General features: G+C 72.6%; 20 protein-coding genes, 1 pseudogene and 1 riboswitch. Of the genes and pseudogenes, 15 read left to right on the plus strand and 6 right to left on the minus strand.

Features of this window, described 5'->3' with window-relative positions:
• Positions 1 to 78 precede the first annotated feature (78 nt).
• The 4 genes and pseudogenes from MED15_RS07755 to fabF all read left to right on the plus strand — a co-directional run.
• A pseudogene (locus MED15_RS07755) lies at positions 79 to 996 on the plus strand (ACP S-malonyltransferase); the annotation flags it as partial.
• Positions 997 to 1,001: 5 nt separating this feature from the next.
• Positions 1,002 to 1,946, plus strand: a complete 945-nt coding sequence (locus tag MED15_RS07760; protein WP_112582581.1) for a beta-ketoacyl-ACP synthase III — start codon at positions 1,002 to 1,004, stop codon at positions 1,944 to 1,946.
• An 85-nt stretch (positions 1,947 to 2,031) separates the two neighbouring features.
• Positions 2,032 to 2,271 (plus strand): acyl carrier protein, encoded by a 240-nt coding sequence (locus tag MED15_RS07765; protein WP_030330276.1) that lies wholly within the window; start codon positions 2,032 to 2,034, stop codon positions 2,269 to 2,271.
• 2 nt (positions 2,272 to 2,273) lie between these two features.
• Positions 2,274 to 3,500, plus strand: a complete 1,227-nt coding sequence (fabF, locus tag MED15_RS07770) for a beta-ketoacyl-ACP synthase II (protein ID WP_112582580.1) — start codon at positions 2,274 to 2,276, stop codon at positions 3,498 to 3,500.
• Positions 3,501 to 3,549: 49 nt separating this feature from the next.
• Here the strand turns inward: fabF and MED15_RS07775 are convergent, their stop codons facing one another.
• Positions 3,550 to 3,768: a hypothetical protein gene (locus tag MED15_RS07775; RefSeq protein WP_112582579.1), complete on the minus strand. Its 219-nt coding sequence runs from the start codon at positions 3,766 to 3,768 to the stop codon at positions 3,550 to 3,552.
• A gap of 134 nt (positions 3,769 to 3,902) precedes the next feature.
• Between MED15_RS07775 and MED15_RS07780 the strand changes: the two genes are divergently transcribed.
• A complete protein-coding gene (locus tag MED15_RS07780) occupies positions 3,903 to 4,577 on the plus strand; it encodes a lipoprotein (RefSeq protein WP_112582578.1) in 675 nt (224 codons plus the stop codon).
• 30 nt (positions 4,578 to 4,607) lie between these two features.
• On the opposite strand, the gene MED15_RS07785 is transcribed toward MED15_RS07780, so the two are convergent.
• Both MED15_RS07785 and MED15_RS07790 read right to left on the minus strand, forming a co-directional pair.
• Positions 4,608 to 6,341, minus strand: a complete 1,734-nt coding sequence (locus MED15_RS07785) for a glycoside hydrolase family 3 protein (protein WP_112582577.1) — start codon at positions 6,339 to 6,341, stop codon at positions 4,608 to 4,610.
• Between the two features lie 87 nt (positions 6,342 to 6,428).
• A complete protein-coding gene (locus MED15_RS07790) occupies positions 6,429 to 6,920 on the minus strand; it encodes a DUF3145 domain-containing protein (RefSeq protein ID WP_091409261.1) in 492 nt (163 codons plus the stop codon).
• A gap of 308 nt (positions 6,921 to 7,228) precedes the next feature.
• On the opposite strand from MED15_RS07790, the gene MED15_RS07795 reads away from it, so the two are divergent.
• Positions 7,229 to 7,558 carry a hypothetical protein gene (locus MED15_RS07795; RefSeq protein ID WP_030330285.1) on the plus strand — a complete coding sequence of 110 codons (330 nt, stop codon included), beginning with the start codon at positions 7,229 to 7,231 and terminating at the stop codon, positions 7,556 to 7,558.
• Between the two features lie 74 nt (positions 7,559 to 7,632).
• Here MED15_RS07795 and MED15_RS07800 read toward each other — a convergent pair whose 3' ends face one another.
• On the minus strand, positions 7,633 to 8,256 hold the full coding sequence (locus MED15_RS07800) for a carbonic anhydrase (protein ID WP_112582660.1): 624 nt from the start codon (positions 8,254 to 8,256) through the stop codon (positions 7,633 to 7,635).
• A gap of 169 nt (positions 8,257 to 8,425) precedes the next feature.
• On the opposite strand from MED15_RS07800, the gene MED15_RS07805 reads away from it, so the two are divergent.
• The 5 genes from MED15_RS07805 to MED15_RS07825 all read left to right on the plus strand — a co-directional run bounded on the left by MED15_RS07805 (position 8,426) and on the right by MED15_RS07825 (position 14,618).
• The gene (locus tag MED15_RS07805; protein WP_112582659.1) at positions 8,426 to 9,397 is read left to right on the plus strand and encodes an alpha/beta fold hydrolase; all 972 of its coding nucleotides are present in this window, start codon (positions 8,426 to 8,428) and stop codon (positions 9,395 to 9,397) included.
• Between the two features lie 107 nt (positions 9,398 to 9,504).
• A complete protein-coding gene (locus MED15_RS07810) occupies positions 9,505 to 11,622 on the plus strand; it encodes a HelD family protein (protein WP_112582576.1) in 2,118 nt (705 codons plus the stop codon).
• Between the two features lie 106 nt (positions 11,623 to 11,728).
• Positions 11,729 to 12,646, plus strand: a complete 918-nt coding sequence (locus MED15_RS07815) for a cation diffusion facilitator family transporter (protein ID WP_112582575.1) — start codon at positions 11,729 to 11,731, stop codon at positions 12,644 to 12,646.
• A gap of 118 nt (positions 12,647 to 12,764) precedes the next feature.
• A riboswitch (cyclic di-AMP (ydaO/yuaA leader) is annotated at positions 12,765 to 12,896 on the plus strand.
• A gap of 5 nt (positions 12,897 to 12,901) precedes the next feature.
• Positions 12,902 to 13,966: a coiled-coil domain-containing protein gene (locus MED15_RS07820; RefSeq protein WP_373861033.1), complete on the plus strand. Its 1,065-nt coding sequence runs from the start codon at positions 12,902 to 12,904 to the stop codon at positions 13,964 to 13,966.
• 142 nt (positions 13,967 to 14,108) lie between these two features.
• Complete coding sequence (locus MED15_RS07825; protein ID WP_112582574.1) at positions 14,109 to 14,618, plus strand: DUF2269 domain-containing protein; 510 nt, start codon at positions 14,109 to 14,111, stop codon at positions 14,616 to 14,618.
• Between the two features lie 272 nt (positions 14,619 to 14,890).
• On the opposite strand, the gene MED15_RS07830 is transcribed toward MED15_RS07825, so the two are convergent.
• A complete protein-coding gene (locus MED15_RS07830) occupies positions 14,891 to 15,355 on the minus strand; it encodes an SRPBCC family protein (protein ID WP_112582573.1) in 465 nt (154 codons plus the stop codon).
• A gap of 189 nt (positions 15,356 to 15,544) precedes the next feature.
• On the opposite strand from MED15_RS07830, the gene MED15_RS07835 reads away from it, so the two are divergent.
• Both MED15_RS07835 and surE read left to right on the plus strand, forming a co-directional pair.
• Positions 15,545 to 16,522 (plus strand): PfkB family carbohydrate kinase, encoded by a 978-nt coding sequence (locus tag MED15_RS07835; RefSeq protein ID WP_181549229.1) that lies wholly within the window; start codon positions 15,545 to 15,547, stop codon positions 16,520 to 16,522.
• Positions 16,519 to 17,346, plus strand: coding sequence for a 5'/3'-nucleotidase SurE (surE, locus tag MED15_RS07840; RefSeq protein ID WP_112582571.1), 828 nt, complete (start codon positions 16,519 to 16,521; stop codon positions 17,344 to 17,346). The genes MED15_RS07835 and surE overlap by 4 nt, the downstream gene beginning before the upstream one ends.
• 18 nt (positions 17,347 to 17,364) lie before the next feature.
• Here surE and MED15_RS07845 read toward each other — a convergent pair whose 3' ends face one another.
• Entirely contained in the window at positions 17,365 to 17,727 is a 363-nt protein-coding gene (locus tag MED15_RS07845) for an STAS domain-containing protein (RefSeq protein ID WP_030330302.1), read from the minus strand.
• 386 nt (positions 17,728 to 18,113) lie between these two features.
• Between MED15_RS07845 and MED15_RS33410 the strand changes: the two genes are divergently transcribed.
• On the plus strand, positions 18,114 to 18,254 hold the full coding sequence (locus MED15_RS33410) for a hypothetical protein (protein WP_167457621.1): 141 nt from the start codon (positions 18,114 to 18,116) through the stop codon (positions 18,252 to 18,254).
• A gap of 169 nt (positions 18,255 to 18,423) precedes the next feature.
• The gene (locus MED15_RS07850; RefSeq protein ID WP_112582570.1) at positions 18,424 to 18,822 is read left to right on the plus strand and encodes a hypothetical protein; all 399 of its coding nucleotides are present in this window, start codon (positions 18,424 to 18,426) and stop codon (positions 18,820 to 18,822) included.
• The last annotated feature ends 60 nt before the right edge of the window (positions 18,823 to 18,882 follow it).

Raw genomic sequence — 18,882 nt, forward strand, 5'->3', positions numbered from 1 at the left:
GAAACCTCTAAAGGTCCTAGTGTGGTTTGGTCGAAGGCGGCACCGCGTTACCCGCCTTTATCCGGGAGAGTCATAGACGTGCTCGCCGTACTTAGTCCCGGCCAGGGTTCTCAGAAACCCGGCTTCCTGACCCCCTGGCTCGACCTGCCCGGCACTGAGGCGCGACTGCGCGACTGGTCGGCGTTGGCCGGGGTCGACCTGCTGCACCTGGGCACCGCCGCCGACGCCGACGAGATCAAGGACACCGCCCGCACCCAGCCGTTGCTGGTTGCCGCGGCGTTGCTCGCGGCCGAGCACCTGCCGCTGGACGACGTCGCGCTCACCGCCGGCCACAGCGTGGGCGAGTTGGGTGCCGCCGCCCTCGCGGGTGTGCTGTCGGCCGACGCCGCGATCACCCTGGCCGGCGTCCGCGGCCGGGAGATGGCCGCCGCGTGCGCGCTGGAGCCGACCGGAATGGCCGCGGTGCTCGGTGGCGACCCCGACGAGGTGATCGCCGCGATCGAGGCGAACGGGCTCTACCCGGCCAACCGCAACGGCGCCGGGCAGATCGTCGCCGCGGGCGCCCTGGACGGGCTGGACAAGCTCGCCGCCGCGCCGCCCACCCGGACCCGGATCATCCGACTCCAGGTGGCCGGTGCGTTCCACACCCCGTACATGGCTCCGGCCGAGACCGCGCTCGCCGCGGAGGCCGCCGGGATCAGCCCCGCCGCCCCGGTCCGGACCCTGCTGTCGAACCTCGACGGCACCGCTGTCGACGACGGCGCGGCCATGGTGCAGCGTCTCGTCCGTCAGGTCACCGCGCCGGTGCGCTGGGACCTGTGCATGCGCACGCTGGCCGACCTCGGGGTCACCGGCGTGATCGAACTGCCCCCGGCCGGCACCCTCGCCGGCCTGGTCAAGCGGGAACTCAAGGGCGACGGCGCCCCGGAGATCGTCACCCTCAACACCCCGGACGACCTGCCGGCCGCACGGGACCTGATCGCCCGTATCGGAGGTCGTTCATGACTGGCAGTCGCATCGTCTCGATGGGGCACTACCAGCCCTCCCGGGTGGTGACCAACGACGACATCGCCCAGCTCGTCGACACCAACGACGAGTGGATCCGCGACCGGGTCGGCATCGTCAGCCGGCGGATCGCCGACAGTGAGACGGTCGCCGACATGGCCGCCGCGGCTGCCGGCAAGGCGCTGGCCAACTCGGGCCTGACCGCCGCCGACATCGACCTGGTCGTGGTCGCCACCTGCTCCTCCATCGACCGCAGCCCCAACGTGGCCTGCCGGGTCGCCGCCAAGCTGGGCATCACCGCGCCGGGCGCGTTCGACCTCAACACCGCCTGCTCGGGCTTCGCGTACGCGCTGGGCACCGTCGACCACGCCATCCGGGCCGGGGCGTCGCGCAACGCGATCGTCATCGGCGCGGAGAAGCTGTCCGACTTCACCGACTGGACCGACCGCTCCACCTGCATCATCTTCGCGGACGGTGCCGGTGCCGCTGTGGTCTCCGCCACCGCCGACGACGAGCCGACCGGCATCGGCCCGGTCGTCTGGGGTTCGGTGCCGGACAAGAGCGACGCGGTCCGCATCGAGGGTTGGCGCCCGTACATCCAGCAGGAGGGGCAGTCGGTGTTCCGCTGGGCCACCACCGCGATCGCGCCGCTCGCGCTACAGGCCTGCGAGCGGGCCGGGGTCGACCCGTCGGAGCTGGCCGCGTTCGTGCCGCACCAGGCCAACGCCCGGATCATCGACGGCATCGCCAAGCGGCTCAACATCCCCAACGCGATCATCGCGAAGGACATCGTCGAGTCCGGCAACACCTCCGCGGCGAGCGTGCCGCTGGCCCTGTCCAAGCTGGTCGAGCGCCGGGAGGTGCCCTCGGGCGCACCGGTGCTGCTGTTCGGCTTCGGCGGTGGCCTGACCTACGCCGGTCAGGTCGTCCGCTGCCCCTGATGACCCCCTCGGGCGCGTACGCGTCCAGGAGTGGCGGTCGGCGACGCCGGCCGCCGGAGAACCCCGATGAAAGGAACCAACCGCAATGACCCGTGACGAGATCACCACCGGCCTCGCCGAGATCCTCGAAGAGGTTGCCGGGGTGAACCCGGACGACGTGGCCGAGGGGAAGTCCTTCACCGACGACCTCGACGTCGACTCGCTCTCCATGGTTGAGGTCGTGGTCGCGGCCGAGGAGAAGTTCGGCGTCAAGATCCCGGACAACGAGGTGCAGAACCTCAAGACCGTCGGCGACGCTGTCAGCTACATCGCGGCGCAGTCCTGATCATGAGTCGTCCTGACGTCGTCGTCACCGGGCTCGGCGCGACGACCCCGCTTGGCGGGGACGTCGCGTCGACCTGGGACGCAATGCTCGCCGGCCGCTCCGGGGTGAGTGCCCTCACCCAGGAGTGGGCCGCGCAACTGCCGGTCCGGATCGCCGCCCAGTTGGCAGTGGAGCCGTCCGAGGTGCTGGACCGGGTCCGCCTGCGCCGCCTGGACCGTTCCGAGGCAATCGCGATCATCGCGGCGCAGCAGGCCTGGGCGGACGCCGGCCTCGCCGGCTCCGACCTCGACGGGGAGCGGTTGGCCGTCAGCGTCGGCTCCGGCATCGGCGGTGCCACCACCCTGCTCGCCCAGGACGACATCCTGGAGGCCTCCGGGCCACGGCGGGTATCCCCGCACACCATCCCGATGCTGATGCCGAACGGTCCGGCCGCCTGGGTCGGGCTGGAGCTGGGCGCCAAGGCCGGCGTGCACTCGGTGGCCAGCGCCTGCGCCACCGGCGCCGAGGCGATCGCCCTCGGTCTGGACATCATCCGCTCCGGCCGGGCCGACGTGGTGGTGGCCGGCGGTACCGAGGCGGTCATCCACCCGCTGCCGATCGCCGGCTTCAGCTCGATGCGGGCCATGTCGACCCGCAACGACGACCCGGAGCGGGCCTCCCGCCCGTGGGACCGGGGCCGGGACGGCTTCGTCCTCGGCGAGGGCGCCGGCATCGTGGTGCTGGAGCGGGCCGAGCACGCCGCGGCCCGGGGCGCCCGGGTGTACGCGCGCCTCGCCGGCGCCGGCATCACCTCCGACGCGTACGACATCGTGCAGCCGCACGCCGAGGGCGAGGGCGCCATCCGGGCCATCGCCAAGGCGATCGCCGACGCGGACGTGGCCAAGCGGGACATCGTGCACGTCAACGCGCACGCCACCTCGACCCCGGTCGGGGACATGCTGGAGATCGGCGGGCTGCACAAGGCGCTCGGCGACCACCCGGTGCTGTCCGCGACGAAGTCGATGACCGGTCACCTGCTCGGTGCGGCCGGTGCGCTGGAGTCGATCGCCACCATCCTGGCGATCCGCGACAGTGTCGTCCCTCCGACGATCAACCTCGACGACCCCGAGCCAGGCCTCACCCTGGATGTCGCCGCGCACAAGGCCCGCCACATGGAGATCCCGGCCGCGTTGAACAACGCGTTCGGCTTCGGCGGCCACAACGTGGCGCTCGTCTTCGCCCGCCCCTGAGATCCCGCGAAGGGCCCCTCCTCGTCGAGAGGAGGGGCCCTTTCGTCGTTCAGCCTCGGTTGCGGGGGTGCTGTTTCGCGGTGCGCTCGTTGCCGTGGCGGTAGTTGCCCGTCCAGCGGGCCATCACCAACTGCGGGTCGTCGTCGACCTCGGCGAGGAACTCCGCGGCCCGAGCGCCGCGCAGCGTGCCGGCGACCCGGCCGTGGTGGGTGATCACCACAGTGCCGTCCGCCCGTTGCACGTGCCGGAATCCTGCTGCCGCTCCCATGGGGTGAGGCTGTCAGACCGATCGGGGGTGAGGCGACCGGATTTCGCTCGCGCGGGCACACGATCCCGATTGACGTCGAGAGACCGCACGGCTTAGATGGGCCGACTGAAGATCGACTGACGGGGATCACCACCATGGACACTCGTACCCGCGTCGCCGTGTCGGCGGCGGCGCTCACCCTCGGCCTGCTGTCCGGCTGTGGCGACGACGCCGCCGCTCCCGCCGGGCCCGCCGCCGGCCCCCCGGCCCCACAGGCCACTGGTGAGCCCTGGTACGACGAGACGACCCCGGCGTCGCCCGGCGGCACCACCGGCGGCACTGGTTCCCCCTGCCCGGTACCGGTGACGTTTCCGCTGGCCGACGGGTGGACGGCGAAGGCGATCGAGCCTCCCGAGGGCGAGCTGGCCGAGCTGGTCGGCGAGGCGCTCACCAAGCGCGGCGGCACGACCGTGCGCTGCGAGGTGGACGGCCGCTCGGCCGGCGGCGGATTCCTGCGGATCTGGGCGGCGGACTCGCCGACGGCCACGCCGCGCGCCGCGCTGGAGGGTTTCGCCGCCGGGGCCGGCGAGACGGTCGCCGGGCAACAGTTCCGTGACCTCCGGGCTGGCGGCTTCGACGCCACCGAGATGACCTGGCTCGCCACCAACCCGCTGGTCGAGGAGGAGGAACAGTCGCGGAACTGGGCGCTGGCCGTCCAGTCGGCGGGGCAGACGCTGGTCTTCGCTGTCAACGAGGGGCTGATCACCGAACGGACCGACGTGCTGCCGGCGTACCGACTCGCGGTGCGAGGGCTCGCGAAGGGCGAGTGAGGTGGGCGCTGACCTGGCCGTGCCGGACGGTCAGGTACCGCAGGTCGTCGCGGGCAGTCCGGGAACGGCCACCGGGGACCGGCCGCCCGGCCGGGCCTTGCCGGCGAGCACGGCGGCCAGCGCGGTCATCGACGCCCGGCTGGAGGAGTACGTCGCCAGCAGCGTCGGTGACTTCGCGTCGGCCAGCACGTACGGGGTGTCCATGGCGACAGTGACCGCCGCGCCGGGGCTCAGGTCCTTGGCGCCGTCACCGTAGCCCACCAGGTGCACGATCGTGCCGCCGCTGGGCTTGACCTGCACCCCGGCGGCGGTCAGCGCGGCGGTGAGCGTGGCCCGGGTGCCGTCCCGACCGCCGGACGAGGTGACGGTGACCGGCCCGCGTACCGCTTTGCCGCAGGCGCCGCGCAGCACGGTGACGGCGGCGGCGGCCAGCGCGTCGGCCGCCGCCCGGTGTGCCGGGGTGTTCAGCGTGGACATCTGCGCCGCCGGCAGCGCCGCGAGCTGGAACTTCATGGTCAGCACCCGGGTGACCGCCTCGACCAGCCGGGTCCGGGGCAGCGATCCGCCGCGCAGCGCGGCGAGCAGCCCGTCGTACGCCTGACCGACGTTCGGGGTCATCAGGATGAGGTCGTTACCGGCGTTGAGCGCCCGGACCGCCGCCTCGCCGGGAGCCCAGCGCATCGCGGGCGGCATGTTCATCCCGTCGGTGATCACCACGCCCTTGAAGCCGAGTTGGCCGCGCAGCACGTCGGTGAGCAGCTTGTGGGAGAAGGTCGCCGGGGTCCCCGGGTCGATCGCGCGCGCGTCCAGGTGACCGGACATCACGGCCATCGCGCCCGCGTCCATCCCGGCGGTGAACGGCGGCCACGCGCCGCTCTGCAACGCCGCGGCTGACTGGGTGAGCACCGGAAGGTCCTGGTGCGAGTCGTCGGCGCTGTGGCCGTGCCCAGGGAAGTGCTTCAGGGTGGCCGCGACCCCGACCGCCTGGAGGCCACGGACTGCGCCGCCCACCTGCGCGGCGGCCTGCTTCGGGTCGGCGCCGTACGACCGGGAGCCGATCACGGCGCTGCGGGTGGCCAGCACGTCGGCCACCGGGGCGAAGTCGATGTTGATGCCCATCGCGGCCAACTCGGCGCCGGCGGCCCGCCAGGCGGCCTCGGTGAGCTTCGGGTCACCGGCCGCGCCGGCCGCGAGGGCGCTGGGCAGCACCGTGACCCCGTCGGTCACGCGGGTGACGACGCCGTACTCCTGGTCGGTGCCGATGAGCAGCGGCGCCGAACCGGCGGCGAGCCGACCGGCGGCGGTACGCAGCCCGGTGGTGAGCTCGTGCACCTGCTTGGGGTTGTCGACGTTAGTGGTCTCCTGGTTGCCCTTGGTCGGGTCGTCGGCGCTGAAGCCGACCAGGATCAGGCCACCCAGTCGGTACTTGGCGATCATGTCGGCGGGGGTGTCCACCCCGGCGAGGGCCTGGTTACCGGCCGCCGAGCCGGCGGAGACCTTCGTCGCCGAGTCGCCGTAGGCGTACGGCATCAGCACCTGGCCGACCAGGTCCTCGTCGGACAGCGTCGCCACCAGCGCGGAGGCCCGGCTGGCGGGGTCGCTGGCCGGCGGCGCGGCCGGGACGCTCGGGCCCGCGGACGTGCCGACCGGGCTGGGCGTCGGCGTGGGGCGCTCCGGGTCACCTGAGCAGCCGGAGACGAGCAGGGCGGTCAGGGCGGCGACAGCGACACTGGCGCGCCACGGGCGATTCGACACGCCGCCCATCCCACCAGCTTCTCCCTTATCGGGGCAACTTGACCTTACCGGTCGTCGGCGGCGCCACGGCGTACGGCCAGCGGCCCGTCCGCCGGGTCAGCCGACCCGAGTGAGCAAGGTCACCGGGGCGCCGTCGCCGGCGTACCGGTAGGGCTCCAGGTCAGCGTCCCACGCCGTGCCGAGCGCCTTGTCGAGGGCGTGCGCCAGCGCCTCGGGGGCCCGGGAGGCCGCCATCAGCGCCCGAAGGCGGTCCTCGCCGAGCTGGATGTCGCCGGCCACACCGACCGTCGCCCGGAACAGGCCACGAGCTGGCACGTACATGAAGCGCTCACCGTCGGCGCCGGGACTCGGCTCCTCGGTGACCTCGAAACGGATCATGGGCCACTGCCGTAGGGCAGCAGCCAGCTCGGCGCCCGTCCCCGGACGACCGGTCCACCCGCACTCGGCCCGGCGTGCGCCGGGGTCGACGGGCTGAGCCGTCCACTGCAGGTTGACCGGCGCGGCTAGGACGCGCGCGATCGCCCACTCGACGTGTGAGCACACGGCGAGCGGGGTCGAATGGACGTATACGACGCCACGCGTTGGCACGGTGACCTCCCGGAGAGCGAGGTGCGTCTTCCCCTACGACCTCGTCCACCCAGGCGGCTGCTGCAACACATGATGACTCCTGTGACGCATGGTGCGCCAGGGAATCGGAAAAAACGCCGGGTGGAATAGCCGGACGGGTGGTCGCCGTTGCCTCTCAGGACACCGCGACGACCAGCATGATGTCGTGGTCCTGTACAGTTCCACCGGCGGCTTATGCCGCGTTACACCTTCGCGGGTCGAGTCACGTACGACCCGCACACAGCCCCCGGACGTCCAGTCCTCCCGTACGTCTTGCAAGGAGTACCTCCGTGGCGAGCAACACCTCTAAGACCGCGCGCGCGTCCGTCCGGGCCGGCCAGGCTGGCCAGGGTGGCGCCCTCAGCGTGCTGGGCGAGTTCAAGTACCTCATCCCGCTCAACGGCGGCAAGCACGCCTACGTGCGGAACCTGACCAACGGCAAGACCGCGCACCTGCGCACGGACTCCGACGCCTTCGTCGAGGAGATCCGCGTTCTGGCCGCCGCCGGCCACGCCGCCAAGATCCGGGCGGAGATCAACAACCTGGCTGCCACCCACCCGGGTGACGGCTGGGAGGCCACCGAGAAGCGCCTGGTCGCGGCCGGCGTCTTCGAGGGCTGAGCCCTCCCCCACCGCACCAACGCAACCGCCCGCCGGGAGTTCCCGGCGGGCGGTTTCGCATGTCCCGGGCCGGATCAGCCTGGATCGAGCAGGGCGACCTCGCCGCTGGCCAGGTCGTAGAGGCCGCCGACCACGGCCACCCGGCCGGCAGCCACCGGCGCGGCCAGCAGATCGTCCTGGCGCAGGGTGCGCACCGTGCGCCGGACGTGCCGGCGGATCGCCAGCGGCTGCACCGCCGGATCGTCGAGCCCCGCCTCGGTCACCGCCGGGGCGATCTCGTCCACCAGGTGCGCCAGCGACCCACCCGGACGCTGCCCGGTGCGCAGCGCCTCCACCGTGGCCTGCACCGCGCCGCACCGCTCGTGGCCGAGGACCATCACCAGCGGTACGCCGAGCTGGCCGACCACGTACTCGATCGAGCCGCGGACCGCGCGATCGAGCACGTGCCCCCCGGTACGGATCACGCAGATCGCGCCGAAGGTCTGGTCGAAGATCGCCTCCAACGGCACCCGGGAGTCGATGCAGCCCAGCACCACGGCGTACGGCTGCTGGTCGCCGGAGGCCGCGGCGGCGGCCGTGACGTCGTGTCCGTGCACCGGCTGGCCGCTGACGAACCGCCGATTGCCGGCGAGCAGGTCGGCCAGCGCGGCGCGGGGCGTACCGCCGGCCTGCCGCCCCTGCCCGGACGTCGCACCCATGGGCGTTCCCGACGACACCATGCCGTTCAGCTTGGCCCGCCGCCGTCCGGCACGGGCGAGGTCGGGAATGTTCGCCACGGGGCGATTGGCGTGGTGTCATGGCGGGTAGCCGGTGTTACCGCCGGGTATCCCGGTGCTGGTGGTACTGGGCGGCCCTGGGGAGGTGGCGATGCCGGAGCGGTTCGAGGTCGGTCTGCCGGACGGTGTACGGCTCAACGTCGAGGCGACGGGTCCGACGGACGCCCAGGTCACCGCCATCCTGCTGCACGGCTGGACGCTGGACGGGCGTGCCTGGCACCGGCAGGTCGACGCGCTCACGGCACTCCCGTTCGGCGGTGCGGTGCGGGTGGTCGCCTACGACGCGCGGGGGCACGGCCGGTCCAGCTGCATGGCGCTGCGCACTGCCACAGTGGCCCAGTTGGGTGACGACCTGGCCGCGGTGATCGACGCGGTCGCGCCGACCGGCCCGTTGGTGCTGGTCGGGCACTCGATGGGCGGCATGACGATCATGGAGTACGCCCACCGCCACCCCGCGCACTTCGCCGCCCGTACCGCCGGCCTGGTCTTCGTCTCGACCACCGCCGAGGGGCACACGCACACCGTCTACGGGCTCTCGCCGCGGATCGCCCGGTTGATCCGGCTGGCCGAGACGACCGGCGCCGGCGTGCTGGCCCGGTGTGGCTCGTGGCGCGCGCCCCGGGCACTGCTGAACGCGCTGCGACCGAGCATCCGGTGGATGCTCTTCGGTGACCGCTGCGAGCCGGCCGACATCCGCCTGGTGACGTCCGCGGTGGCTCGGGCCTCGCTGCGTTCGATCGGCGGGTTCCGCGCCTCCATCGGCACCCAGCACCGACTGGACACCCTCGCCGCGTTGGCCCACCTGCCGGCCGCCGCCCTGGTCGGCGACCGGGACCGGCTGACCCCACCGCCGTGCGCCGAGTCGATCGCAGCGGCCCTGCCGGCCACCGAGCTGACCGTCTGCCCGGGTGCCGGGCACATGCTGATGATGGAACGTCCGGACGAGGTCAACGCCGCGCTCACCGGCGTGCTGCGACGGGTGCTCGCCGAATCGCCGCCGGCCCACCGTGGCGCATCGCCGCCGGCTCACCGTGGCACGGCCCCCGCCGAGGCGGGTGCCTGAGCACGTTCGCGCACCTCGGGCGCGGCGGGTCGGGCCCAGGGCCGTACTCTTCTCGGTTGGCCCGCGCGGTTCCCGCCGCCTGCCGGCGACCTCTGAAGGAGCGTGCGTTGACCGACCAGACCGGCCTGGAGCAGGAGATCGCCGTCGAGCAACGACACCTCGACCGGGTGTACGCCCGACTGGCCGAGCTGCGGCAGTCGGCCGTCCGCGCCGAGCGTGACGGCTACCGGATGGCCCGGGTGGGCACGCACGGCGCCCTGGTCGAGCGCGACGCGATGGTCTTCCACGCGGCGCAGCGGCGGCACACCCTGGACGCCGAGCACGAGGGGCTGGTCTTCGGCCGCCTGGACCTGCGCGACCGTCAGGTGCTGCACGTCGGGCGACTGGGGATCCGCGACGAGAACGCCGTCACGCTTGTCGTCGACTGGCGCGCGCCGGCCGCCGCCGCCTTCTACCAGGCCACCCCGGCGCAGCCGCTGGACGTGGTACGGCGCCGCACCATCCAGTCCCGCGCCGAGCGGGTCACCCGGATCGAGGACGACCTGCTGGACCCGACGGCCGCCCCGGAGGGGATGACTGTCGTCGGTGACGGCGCGTTGCTGGCCACCCTGTCCAAGGCCACCGGTCGGGGCATGCGTGACATCGTGGCGACCATCCAGCGGGAGCAGGACGAGGCGATCCGCTCGCCCGGCTCCGGGGTGACGATCGTCGCGGGCGGCCCCGGCACCGGCAAGACCGCTGTCGCCCTGCACCGGGCCGCGTTCCTGCTGTACTCCGACCGCAGCCGCTACGCCGGCGGCGGCATCCTTGTGGTGGGCCCGTCGTCGGTCTTCGTCGAGTACATCGGCTCCGTGCTGCCGTCGCTCGGCGAGGACACCGCGACCCTGCACTCGCTGGGCACCCTCTTCCCGGGGATGACCGCCACCCGCCCTGACCCGCCCGAGGTGGCGGCGGTGAAGGGCTCGCTGCGGATGCGCCGGGTGCTGGAGCGGGCGGCCCGCGACGCGGTGCCGGGCGGCCCGGGTGAGCTGCGGCTGCTCTACCGCGGCACGCTGCTGCGGCTGGACCGGGCCGCGCTGGACCGGATCCGGGACCGCGCGCTGCAACGCGGCGCACGACGCAACGAGGTGCGCCGGGCCGGTTTCGACGGGGTGTTCGCCGCGCTCTGGGCGCAGGCCCGTGAGCTGAGCAGCGGTCGACTGCCGGAGCAACCGGCCTTCGAGGCGGAGATCGCCGAGCGGTCGGAGTTCCGGGAGTTCCTCAAGGCGTGGTGGCCTCGGCTGCACCCCCGGCACGTGCTCGGCTGGCTGGCGCAGCCGGACCGGCTGCGCCGGTACGCCGGGGGGATCCTCTCCTCGGCGGAGATCCGGCTGCTCAACGCCGCTTACCGGAACCTGGACTCGGCTGGGCTGACCATCGCCGACGTGGCGTTGCTGGACGAGTTGGACGCGCTGCTCGGTAAGCCCGCGCAGCCGGCTCGCGCGCGACGCGATCCGTTCCAGCTCGCTGGCGGCGTCCGTGAGCTGAGCACCCTCGGTGAACGGCAGCGGGCCGCCCGCGCGGCGGCCCGGGAGCGTCCGGAGGACTACCGGGAGTACGCGCACGTGGTGGTGGACGAGGCGCAGGACGTCTCGCCGATGCAGTGGCGGATGATCGGTCGACGCGGCCGGCTGGCCTCCTGGACCGTGGTGGGCGACCCCGCGCAGACCGCGTGGACCGGCGATCCGGAGGAGCTGACCCGAGCCCGCGACCAGGCGCTGGGCCGGCGCAAGCGACACGACTTCACGCTCACCACGAACTACCGCAACTCGGCGGAGATCTTCGCGGTGGCGGCGGCGGAGATCCGTCGGCTCTACCCGGACCTGCCGCTGCCGACCGCCGTGCGCTCCACCGGGGTCGAGCCGGTGGAGCTGGTGGTGCCCGCGACGGGGTTGGAGACCGCGACCGTGGAGGCCGCCGCCGGCCTGCTGGCCGAGGTGGAGGGCACGGTCGGGGTGATCACGCCGGTCCCCCGCCGGGACGAGGTCGCCGGGTGGCTGGGCGCGCTCGGCGCGCCGAGGTTGCAGGTGGTGACCAGCCTGGAGGCCAAGGGCATGGAGTACGACGGGGTGGTGCTGGTCGCCCCGAGCGAGATCCGGGCGGATCCGGGCGCCGGGGTGCGCACCCTGTACGTGGCGCTCTCCCGAGCCACCCAGCGGCTCACCACCATCGACCCGACCGGCTGACGTGTGCGGACTGCCGCCAGCGGAAGGCCCTGCCCGTACACTTGCACACATAGCGATGTGAGCATACATTTGACCGGGTCCCGACCAGCGGCGGAAGGTGGTTCTCGTGGGCGCAGGTCATGACCACCACCATGGGTCCGTCGCCAATGCCGCACACCAGCACCGAGGTCGACTCTGGGCGGCTTTCGGGTTGCTCGCCACCCTGATGGTGGTCGAGGCGGTGGCCGCCCTGCACACCGGCTCGCTCGCCCTGCTCTCCGACGCCGGGCACATGTTCACCGACGTGCTCGGCATCGGGATGGCGCTCGCTGCCATCACGGCGACCCGGCGGGCCACCGGCGACCCGCAGCGCACCTTCGGGCTCTACCGGCTCGAGGTGCTCGCCGCGCTGGCCAACGCCGTCCTGCTCTCCGGCGTCGCGATCTACGTGGTGATCGAGGCGATCCGCCGTTTCGGCGACCCGCACCAGGTCATCGCCGGCCCGATGCTCGCGGTGGCCGTGCTCGGCCTGCTCGCGAACATCGCCGCCTTCGCGCTGCTGCGCGCCGGGGCCCGGGAGAGCATCAACCTCCAGGGTGCCTACCTGGAGGTGCTCGGTGACCTGCTCGGCTCGCTCGGCGTCATCGGCGCGGCACTGCTCATCACCGTCACCGACTGGTGGTGGGCCGACCCCCTGGTCGCGGTCGCCATCGGCGTGTTCATCCTGCCGCGCACCTGGCGGCTGGCCCGCGCCGCCATCCGCATCCTGGTGCAGGCCGCCCCGGAGCACCTCCAGGTGACGGCCGTGCACGACCGGCTCGCCGCCGTCCCCGGTGTCGTCGAGGTGCACGACCTGCACGTCTGGACGCTCACCTCGGGCATGGAGGTCGCCTCCGCTCACCTGACCATGGCACCCGGCGCGGAGGTCGGCGCGGTGCTCACCGCAGCGCGTACGGCCCTGCATGACGACTTCCGCATCGAGCACGCGACGTTGCAGATCGAGCCCGGCGCCGCTTCTGGAGCCTGTGGCTCCATCGAATGGTGACGGAGCCGTAATTTTCCGTGGTGACGCACGCACCGTCCGTCACAACGGCTGCAGGGGCCCCACTGGCACCGGTAGGCTCGGTCCCGGCCTCCACCAGGCGGCGCCCTCCCGGCGCCGGTGGCGGTCGCCGCCTAATCGCCCAACTGGGCGAACCGGGGAACCATGTTCCTGGGGTGTATCCGCGTCAGCGGTAGGGATCTTCCGTCCCGAACCCGTCAGCTAACCCGGTCGGCGGCTGACGGAAGGACATGCGCAGTGGCACCAGCACGACCACCCGCCGCCCGCCTGGCGGCCCTGATCGTCGCGATGTTCGCCCTCGGCGTCGCGCTTCCGGCCGGCACCGCCTCGGCCGCTCCCCCGACCGGCCTGCGGGCCGCCGCACCCGACTCCGACGAGGAGGGCGGCACCCCGGCGTTGCGGGCCCAACTCGAGGCGGCCAGCAAGGGCTACCTGGACGCGAAGCGCGCCCTGGACACCTCCGTGCAACGGCAGAAGCAGCTCGCCACCCAGCTGAAGACCATTGAGGTCGAGATCGAGCAGCGCAACGGCAAGGTCGGCGAGATCGCCGAAGTGGCCTACCGCACCGGTCGGCTCGGCGCGATGTCGGCGCTGCTCAACAGCAACACCCCGGAAGGCTTCATGGACCGGGCGGCCGCGCTGGACGCGGTGGCCGCCAACGAGGACCGGGTGCTGCGCGACCTGCTGAACAGCAAGGACAAGGCCAACCGCACCCGCGTCGGCCTGGACGGCGAGATCAACGAACAGCGCAAGCAGGTCGCGGTGATGGCCAAGCGCAAGGAGCAGGCCGAACGGGCCCTGACCGTGGCCACCGCACCCAAACCGCAGACCACCGCCGACACCGGCTCCAACCGGGGCACCTCCAGCGCCAACGCGACGGCCGCGCCGCGCAACTCCGACGGCTCCTGGCCCTCCGAGTCGTGCAGCGTCAACGACCCCACCCCGGCCAGCGGCTGCATCACCCCACGCACCCTGCACGCGCTCAACCAGGCCAAGGCCGCGGGATTCACCCGGTACGTCTCGTGCCACCGCCCCAGCGGCTCCGGTGAACACCCGAAGGGCCGGGCCTGCGACTTCGCGGCGCAGAAGGGCGGCTTCGGCGGGGACGCCACCGGCGGCGACAAGACGTACGGCAACAACCTGGCCGCGTACTTCATCCGCAACGCGGACCGGCTCGCCGTGCTCTACGTGATCTGGTACAGGCAGATCTGGCTGCCCAGCAGCGGGTGGAAGTCGTACAGCGGGGCGCACGGCACCCCGTCGACCGACCACACCAACCACGTACACCTGTCGGTCTACTGACCCACGCGTCGTGATGCCTGTGAGTCGTCGTGATGACTCACAGGCATCACGTGCGTCCGGGGTCGGGCTACGTCGCCGGGCGTACCCCTGATGTCGTCGCTCGTCGGACGACCCGGCCGCGGTCGGCGGGCAGCATCGCGGTATGCCTCGGATCCGACCCACCACCCGCAAGGCGCTGCTCACCCTGCACCTCGTCACCTCGCTCGGCTGGCTCGGCGCCGACCTGGTGCTGCTCACCCTCGGCATCGCCGTGGAGCGAGGTGCCGACCCGGCGGTGGTCTATCCGGTCACGGCCCTGGTCGGCACGCTGCTGTTCGCGCCGCTGAGCGTCCTGGTCTGGCTGATCGGAGTCGCCAGCTCGCTACTCACCCCGTGGGGTCTGCTGCGCCACCGCTGGGTGCTGGTCAAGCTCGTGCTCACCACGGTGATGGTCGGGCTGGTGCTGTTCCTGCTCACCCCGAACCTGCGTCACGCCGGAGCGGTCGGCGCCGCCCTGCCCGCCCGGGATCGCGCCGACCTGGTCATCGCGCCGGCGGTGTCGACCAGCCTGATGATCATCGCGACGGTGCTGTCCACCTACAAGCCGTGGGGCCGGCGTCCCGCCACCCGACCCGCACGCACGAGCCGTGATCGCGCCGGAACCACGGTCTAGGCGCCGCGGCCGCTGCACGCGGGCGCCGCAGCGACCTCGCCTTGCTGCTCGGGGGAGTCTCGCTGGTAGGCGTTATACCAAGGAGTCATATTTATACCTCTGAGGTATGTCGCTCACCGGAGTAGCACCGCCCAAACGGATGTCGCCACGGCGACCTCTGCCTGCTGAAACGACAGTGACACCCAGGCCCTGAGCAGGATGGTGCAGCGCCAGCGCCGAACACGGCGCGGCACTGGGCGGCGCGGGGCTACAGCGGGCGGCGCGGGCGCGGGTCAGGTGGGCGGGGGGTTGCCGGTGCGGTCGAGGGCGGCGCCCAGCCGGGTGGCGAGGGCGAGGTGAGCGGCCTGGGCCTGGCGGAACGCGTACCGGAACAGGGGCCTCGGCGCGGTCAGGGTGATCTCGACGTCGATGCGGACCAGACCGTCCGGCTCGGCGCGCAGTCGGGTGTGGTTTCGCACGGTGGTGGCCGGCCACTGGCGGGCAACCATGACGATCTCGTCGGCCTCGCTGATCAGCACGTCCGCGTGGTAGGTGGTCCGGAAGCGCAGCGGACCGGCCGCCAACCGGTCGTTGATCGTGTAGCTGGCCTGGGCGCCGGGCCGGGGCGGCACCCGGCGAACCCGGACGATCAGCGGATGCAGCTCGCCCTGCCGCGTCAGGTCGCTGAGCAACGCGGCCGCCTCGGCGGGTGAGCACCGGGCCTGGACGGTGTAGCTGAAGGTATCGCTGCTGAGCACACCGTCTCCCGCCGTCGTTGGTCGCCCGATCGTCCCGTACCGATGTCTGGCTGGCAACGCCCCCGGGCCCTCAGCGCCGCTCCGGACCGGGCCGATGCGACGACCTGTCACCACCTGCGCCATTAAGGTCGGTTAGTACAAAATCTTCCGAGGGTGCCGGAGGGCGGCCAGCATGAACGGCGACGAGCGATGAGTGGGCACGTGATGGTCTTCGCGCCCACTCCACAGCTGACGGTGACGGTGGACCAGCCCAACGACCACCCCGAGCTGCACCTGCACCCTGGCGGGCAGGGCGTCTGGCAGGCCCGGATGGTGATCTCCCTCGGAGTCGACGTGGTGCTCTGCGCCGCCCTCGGCGGTGAGATCGGCCAGGTGCTGGAGCCGCTGCTGGTCAGCGAGGGCGTGGACCTCAAGGTGGTGGTCCGTGACTCCGGCAGCGGCGGGTACGTGCACGATCGCCGCGAGGGCTCCCGGCAGGAGATCGCCGACGTGCCCGGGCAGCCGCTGAGCCGGCACGAGATCGACGAGCTGTACAACCTCGCCCTCGGCGAGGGCCTGCGCGCCTCGGTGAGCATCCTCAGTGGGCCGAACGAACCGTGGCTCGTACCGGCCGACCTGTACCGACGCTTCGCCGCCGACCTCGGCGCGAACGGCGGACGGGTGGTGGTCGACCTCTCCGGCGATCACCTCGGTTCGGTGCTGGAGAGCGGGGTGTTCTTCCTCAAGGTGAGTCACGAGGAGTTGATCCGCGACGGCCGCGCCCGCAGCGACGACACCGAAGAGCTGACCCGGTCAATGTACGAGCTGCACGCGGGCGGCGCCGAGACGGTGGTGGTGAGCCGTGCCGACCAGCCGGCGTTGGCGCTCATCGACGGGGAGCTGTTCCAGGTCGAGATGCCCCGGCTGGAGGCCGCCGACCCGCGCGGCGCGGGCGACTCGATGACGGCCGGCGTGGCGGCCGTCGTGGCCAGGGGCGGGGACATTCGGACCGCCATCCGCACCGGCGCCGCCGCTGGGGCGTTGAACGTGACCCGGCACGGCCTGGGCACCGGGCGGCTGGACTCGATCACCGGCCTGGTGGACCGGGTCCGGCTGGTGCCGGCGGACAGCCGGCAACAGGAGCGGACCACTCCGGACGAGTTGGCCGGCCGGGTGGTCGAGCGATGACAGTGCGGGTGTTGATCACCAACGACGACGGGATCGCCGCGCCGGGCATCCAGGCGCTGGCCTGGGCTGCCCGGCAGCGGGGCCTGGAGGTCGTGGTGGCCGCACCGATGGAGGAGGCGAGCGGCACCAGCGCCGCGATGAGCGCCATGGAGCGCGACGGGCGGGTCGTCGTGAACGACCACCCGCTGCCGGACCTGGCGGGTGTGCCGGCGTACGGGGTCGCCGGGTCCCCGGGCTTCATCACGCTGATCGCCCTGCACGGGGCGTTCGGCCCACCGCCGTCGGTGGTGCTCTCCGGCGTCAACCGGGGCGCCAACGCCGGCCGGGCGGTGCTGCACTCCGGGACCGTGGGCGCCGCGTTCACCGCCGCCACCAACGGCTGCCGGGCGATGGCGGTCTCCCTCGACGTGCTCTCCGCCGGCGAGGCGACGGCCGCGAGCGGTGGCGCCGCCGTGGACGCCGCCGCCCGGGTACGCGACGCCGAGCGGCACTGGGGCACCGCCGCGCGGGTCGCCCTGGACCTGCTCCCCCGCTTGACCTCCGCGCCCATGGAGAGCGTGCTCAACGTGAACACCCCGGACCTGCCGCACGGGCAGTTGCGCGGGGTGCGGCGCGGCACCCTGGCCAGCTTCGGCCAGGTGCAGATGACGGTGGCCGAATCCGGCCACGGGTTCGTCCGTACCTCGCTGGAGGAGCCGGGGCAGGCCGCACAGCCGGGCACGGACGTGGCGTTGCTGGCCGCCGGGTACGCGTCGGTGACGGCCATCCGAGCGGTCACCGAGGCGACCGACATCGACCTGACCGGCCTGGACGAGCAGCCCTGACGGGGACGCCCGGCGCGCTCAGGCGCCGGGCAGCACCTCGGGGGTGGCGGCACCGGCGAAGTAGGGCTCCGGGGCGCCGAAGAGGCCGAGCAGGCCGGTCACCCAGAGCTGCCGGTGCACGAACCGGCTCGGCTCGGTGACCACCAGCTTGACGTCGCTGACCTCGGCTGTCTGGAAGCCGGCGACCATGGCGCTGATGCCGACCGAGTCGATGAAGGTGACCAACCTCATGTTGAGTTCGATGCGCAGGGGGCGGCCCTTGGCCAGCACCTCTGCGATCGCTTCGCGCACCTCGTACGCTGTGTCGACGTCGATCTCACCCCTTGGGGCGATTTCCACGACACCACCGGACAGAACCGACTTCACGATCGACAGGCTCACGCGAGCACCTCCACCCGCCCGTCCCCCGGGCGCCTCATCAGTACGCGGGCCGCGACCGAGAGTATTCCTCCGACGGCCTCGGTCGCCACCCCTCGGGATGAGCAATTCGCGGATCCGGGCCCACAAAACCGCCCATATCCGCACTTTTCAGTATCTGATTACTCAAGACTTTTCGTTATCTGACCATCGACGATCGGTCGTGACCGACGCGCCGCCGAACCAGGGTAGCGGTCCGGACCCGGCGCGCCCGACAACCGGCCCATGACGTACGCCTGCCCCGTGTGCCGTCGGCGTGTCGCCCATCGCCGGCCGGCGCGATCCGCGTCCCCGGTTGCCGATGCGCCCTAGCATCGGCCGGGACACCACCGCGACGGAGAGGATCTTCGATGATCAAGCGACTTGCCGGGCTGGCCGGCGTCGGTGTTCTGCTCGCCCTCGTCTTGGCCTGCGGTTTCGGTGGCGGGGGCGACGATGACGACGATGACGACGACTTCGCCCGCGGGGTCGCCGTGTCAGCGGTGCGCTGAGTCGGTGGCGCGCCGGGTTCCGGCGCGCCGAGCTACCGGTGCTCCGCGGAGGTCGGGGTTTGCGTCCGGCTGACGCGGGGCACTGCGGGGTAGGCGACACCGTGACGCGCTGGAAAGACGCCGAAGTCCGAAGTGGCCGGCGGCTTCGGCACCCGAGGAGGTAACCACGATGTTCGGAACCAACCTGCTGGACCGCCGCAGCAAGCCGGAGCGGATCGCGGACCAGGCCTGGGAGCACCTGCTCTCGGCCGTCAGCTATGCCGGAGACAGTGTGCGGGACACCGCCCGTTCGGCCCGCCAGAACAGCAGCGACCTCGCCGACGGGGCGGGTGACCTGGTGGGATCCGCGGCCGAGGAGGCGCGACGCCGAGCCTCGCTGGCCTTCGACGCGCTCGCCGGGCGCCAGCCGGCACTGCCCTGGACGCTCCTGATCGGCGCCGCGCTCGTCGGCGCGGCTGTCGGCTGGGCCGTCGGCTCCGCCGCGCGGGCCGCCGGCAGCCGGGACGACAGTGCCGTCGACGACGTGGAGTTCGTCGACGTCGACCGCCCCAACTCCCCCGCCATCTGAACGACAGCACCATCACGGGCCCCGATCGACTCAGGTCGAGCGGGGCCCGTGGTGGTGTTG

Source organism: Micromonospora noduli, assembly GCF_003264475.1.
GTDB classification, from domain to species: Bacteria; Actinomycetota; Actinomycetes; order Mycobacteriales; family Micromonosporaceae; genus Micromonospora; species Micromonospora noduli.

Excerpts from the sequence above, each read along its gene's own strand:
- MED15_RS07760 (WP_112582581.1), top strand. The coding sequence starts at position 1,002 with ATGACTGGCAGTCGCATCGTCTCGATGGGGCACTACCAGCCCTCCCGG.
- MED15_RS07765 (WP_030330276.1), top strand. The coding sequence starts at position 2,032 with ATGACCCGTGACGAGATCACCACCGGCCTCGCCGAGATCCTCGAAGAG.
- fabF (WP_112582580.1), top strand. The coding sequence starts at position 2,274 with ATGAGTCGTCCTGACGTCGTCGTCACCGGGCTCGGCGCGACGACCCCG.
- MED15_RS07775 (WP_112582579.1), bottom strand. The coding sequence starts at position 3,768 with ATGGGAGCGGCAGCAGGATTCCGGCACGTGCAACGGGCGGACGGCACT.
- MED15_RS07780 (WP_112582578.1), top strand. The coding sequence starts at position 3,903 with ATGGACACTCGTACCCGCGTCGCCGTGTCGGCGGCGGCGCTCACCCTC.
- MED15_RS07785 (WP_112582577.1), bottom strand. The coding sequence starts at position 6,341 with ATGGGCGGCGTGTCGAATCGCCCGTGGCGCGCCAGTGTCGCTGTCGCC.
- MED15_RS07800 (WP_112582660.1), bottom strand. The coding sequence starts at position 8,256 with ATGGGTGCGACGTCCGGGCAGGGGCGGCAGGCCGGCGGTACGCCCCGC.
- MED15_RS07805 (WP_112582659.1), top strand. The coding sequence starts at position 8,426 with ATGCCGGAGCGGTTCGAGGTCGGTCTGCCGGACGGTGTACGGCTCAAC.
- MED15_RS07825 (WP_112582574.1), top strand. The coding sequence starts at position 14,109 with ATGCCTCGGATCCGACCCACCACCCGCAAGGCGCTGCTCACCCTGCAC.
- MED15_RS07835 (WP_181549229.1), top strand. The coding sequence starts at position 15,545 with ATGAGTGGGCACGTGATGGTCTTCGCGCCCACTCCACAGCTGACGGTG.
- surE (WP_112582571.1), top strand. The coding sequence starts at position 16,519 with ATGACAGTGCGGGTGTTGATCACCAACGACGACGGGATCGCCGCGCCG.
- MED15_RS33410 (WP_167457621.1), top strand. The coding sequence starts at position 18,114 with ATGATCAAGCGACTTGCCGGGCTGGCCGGCGTCGGTGTTCTGCTCGCC.
- MED15_RS07850 (WP_112582570.1), top strand. The coding sequence starts at position 18,424 with ATGTTCGGAACCAACCTGCTGGACCGCCGCAGCAAGCCGGAGCGGATC.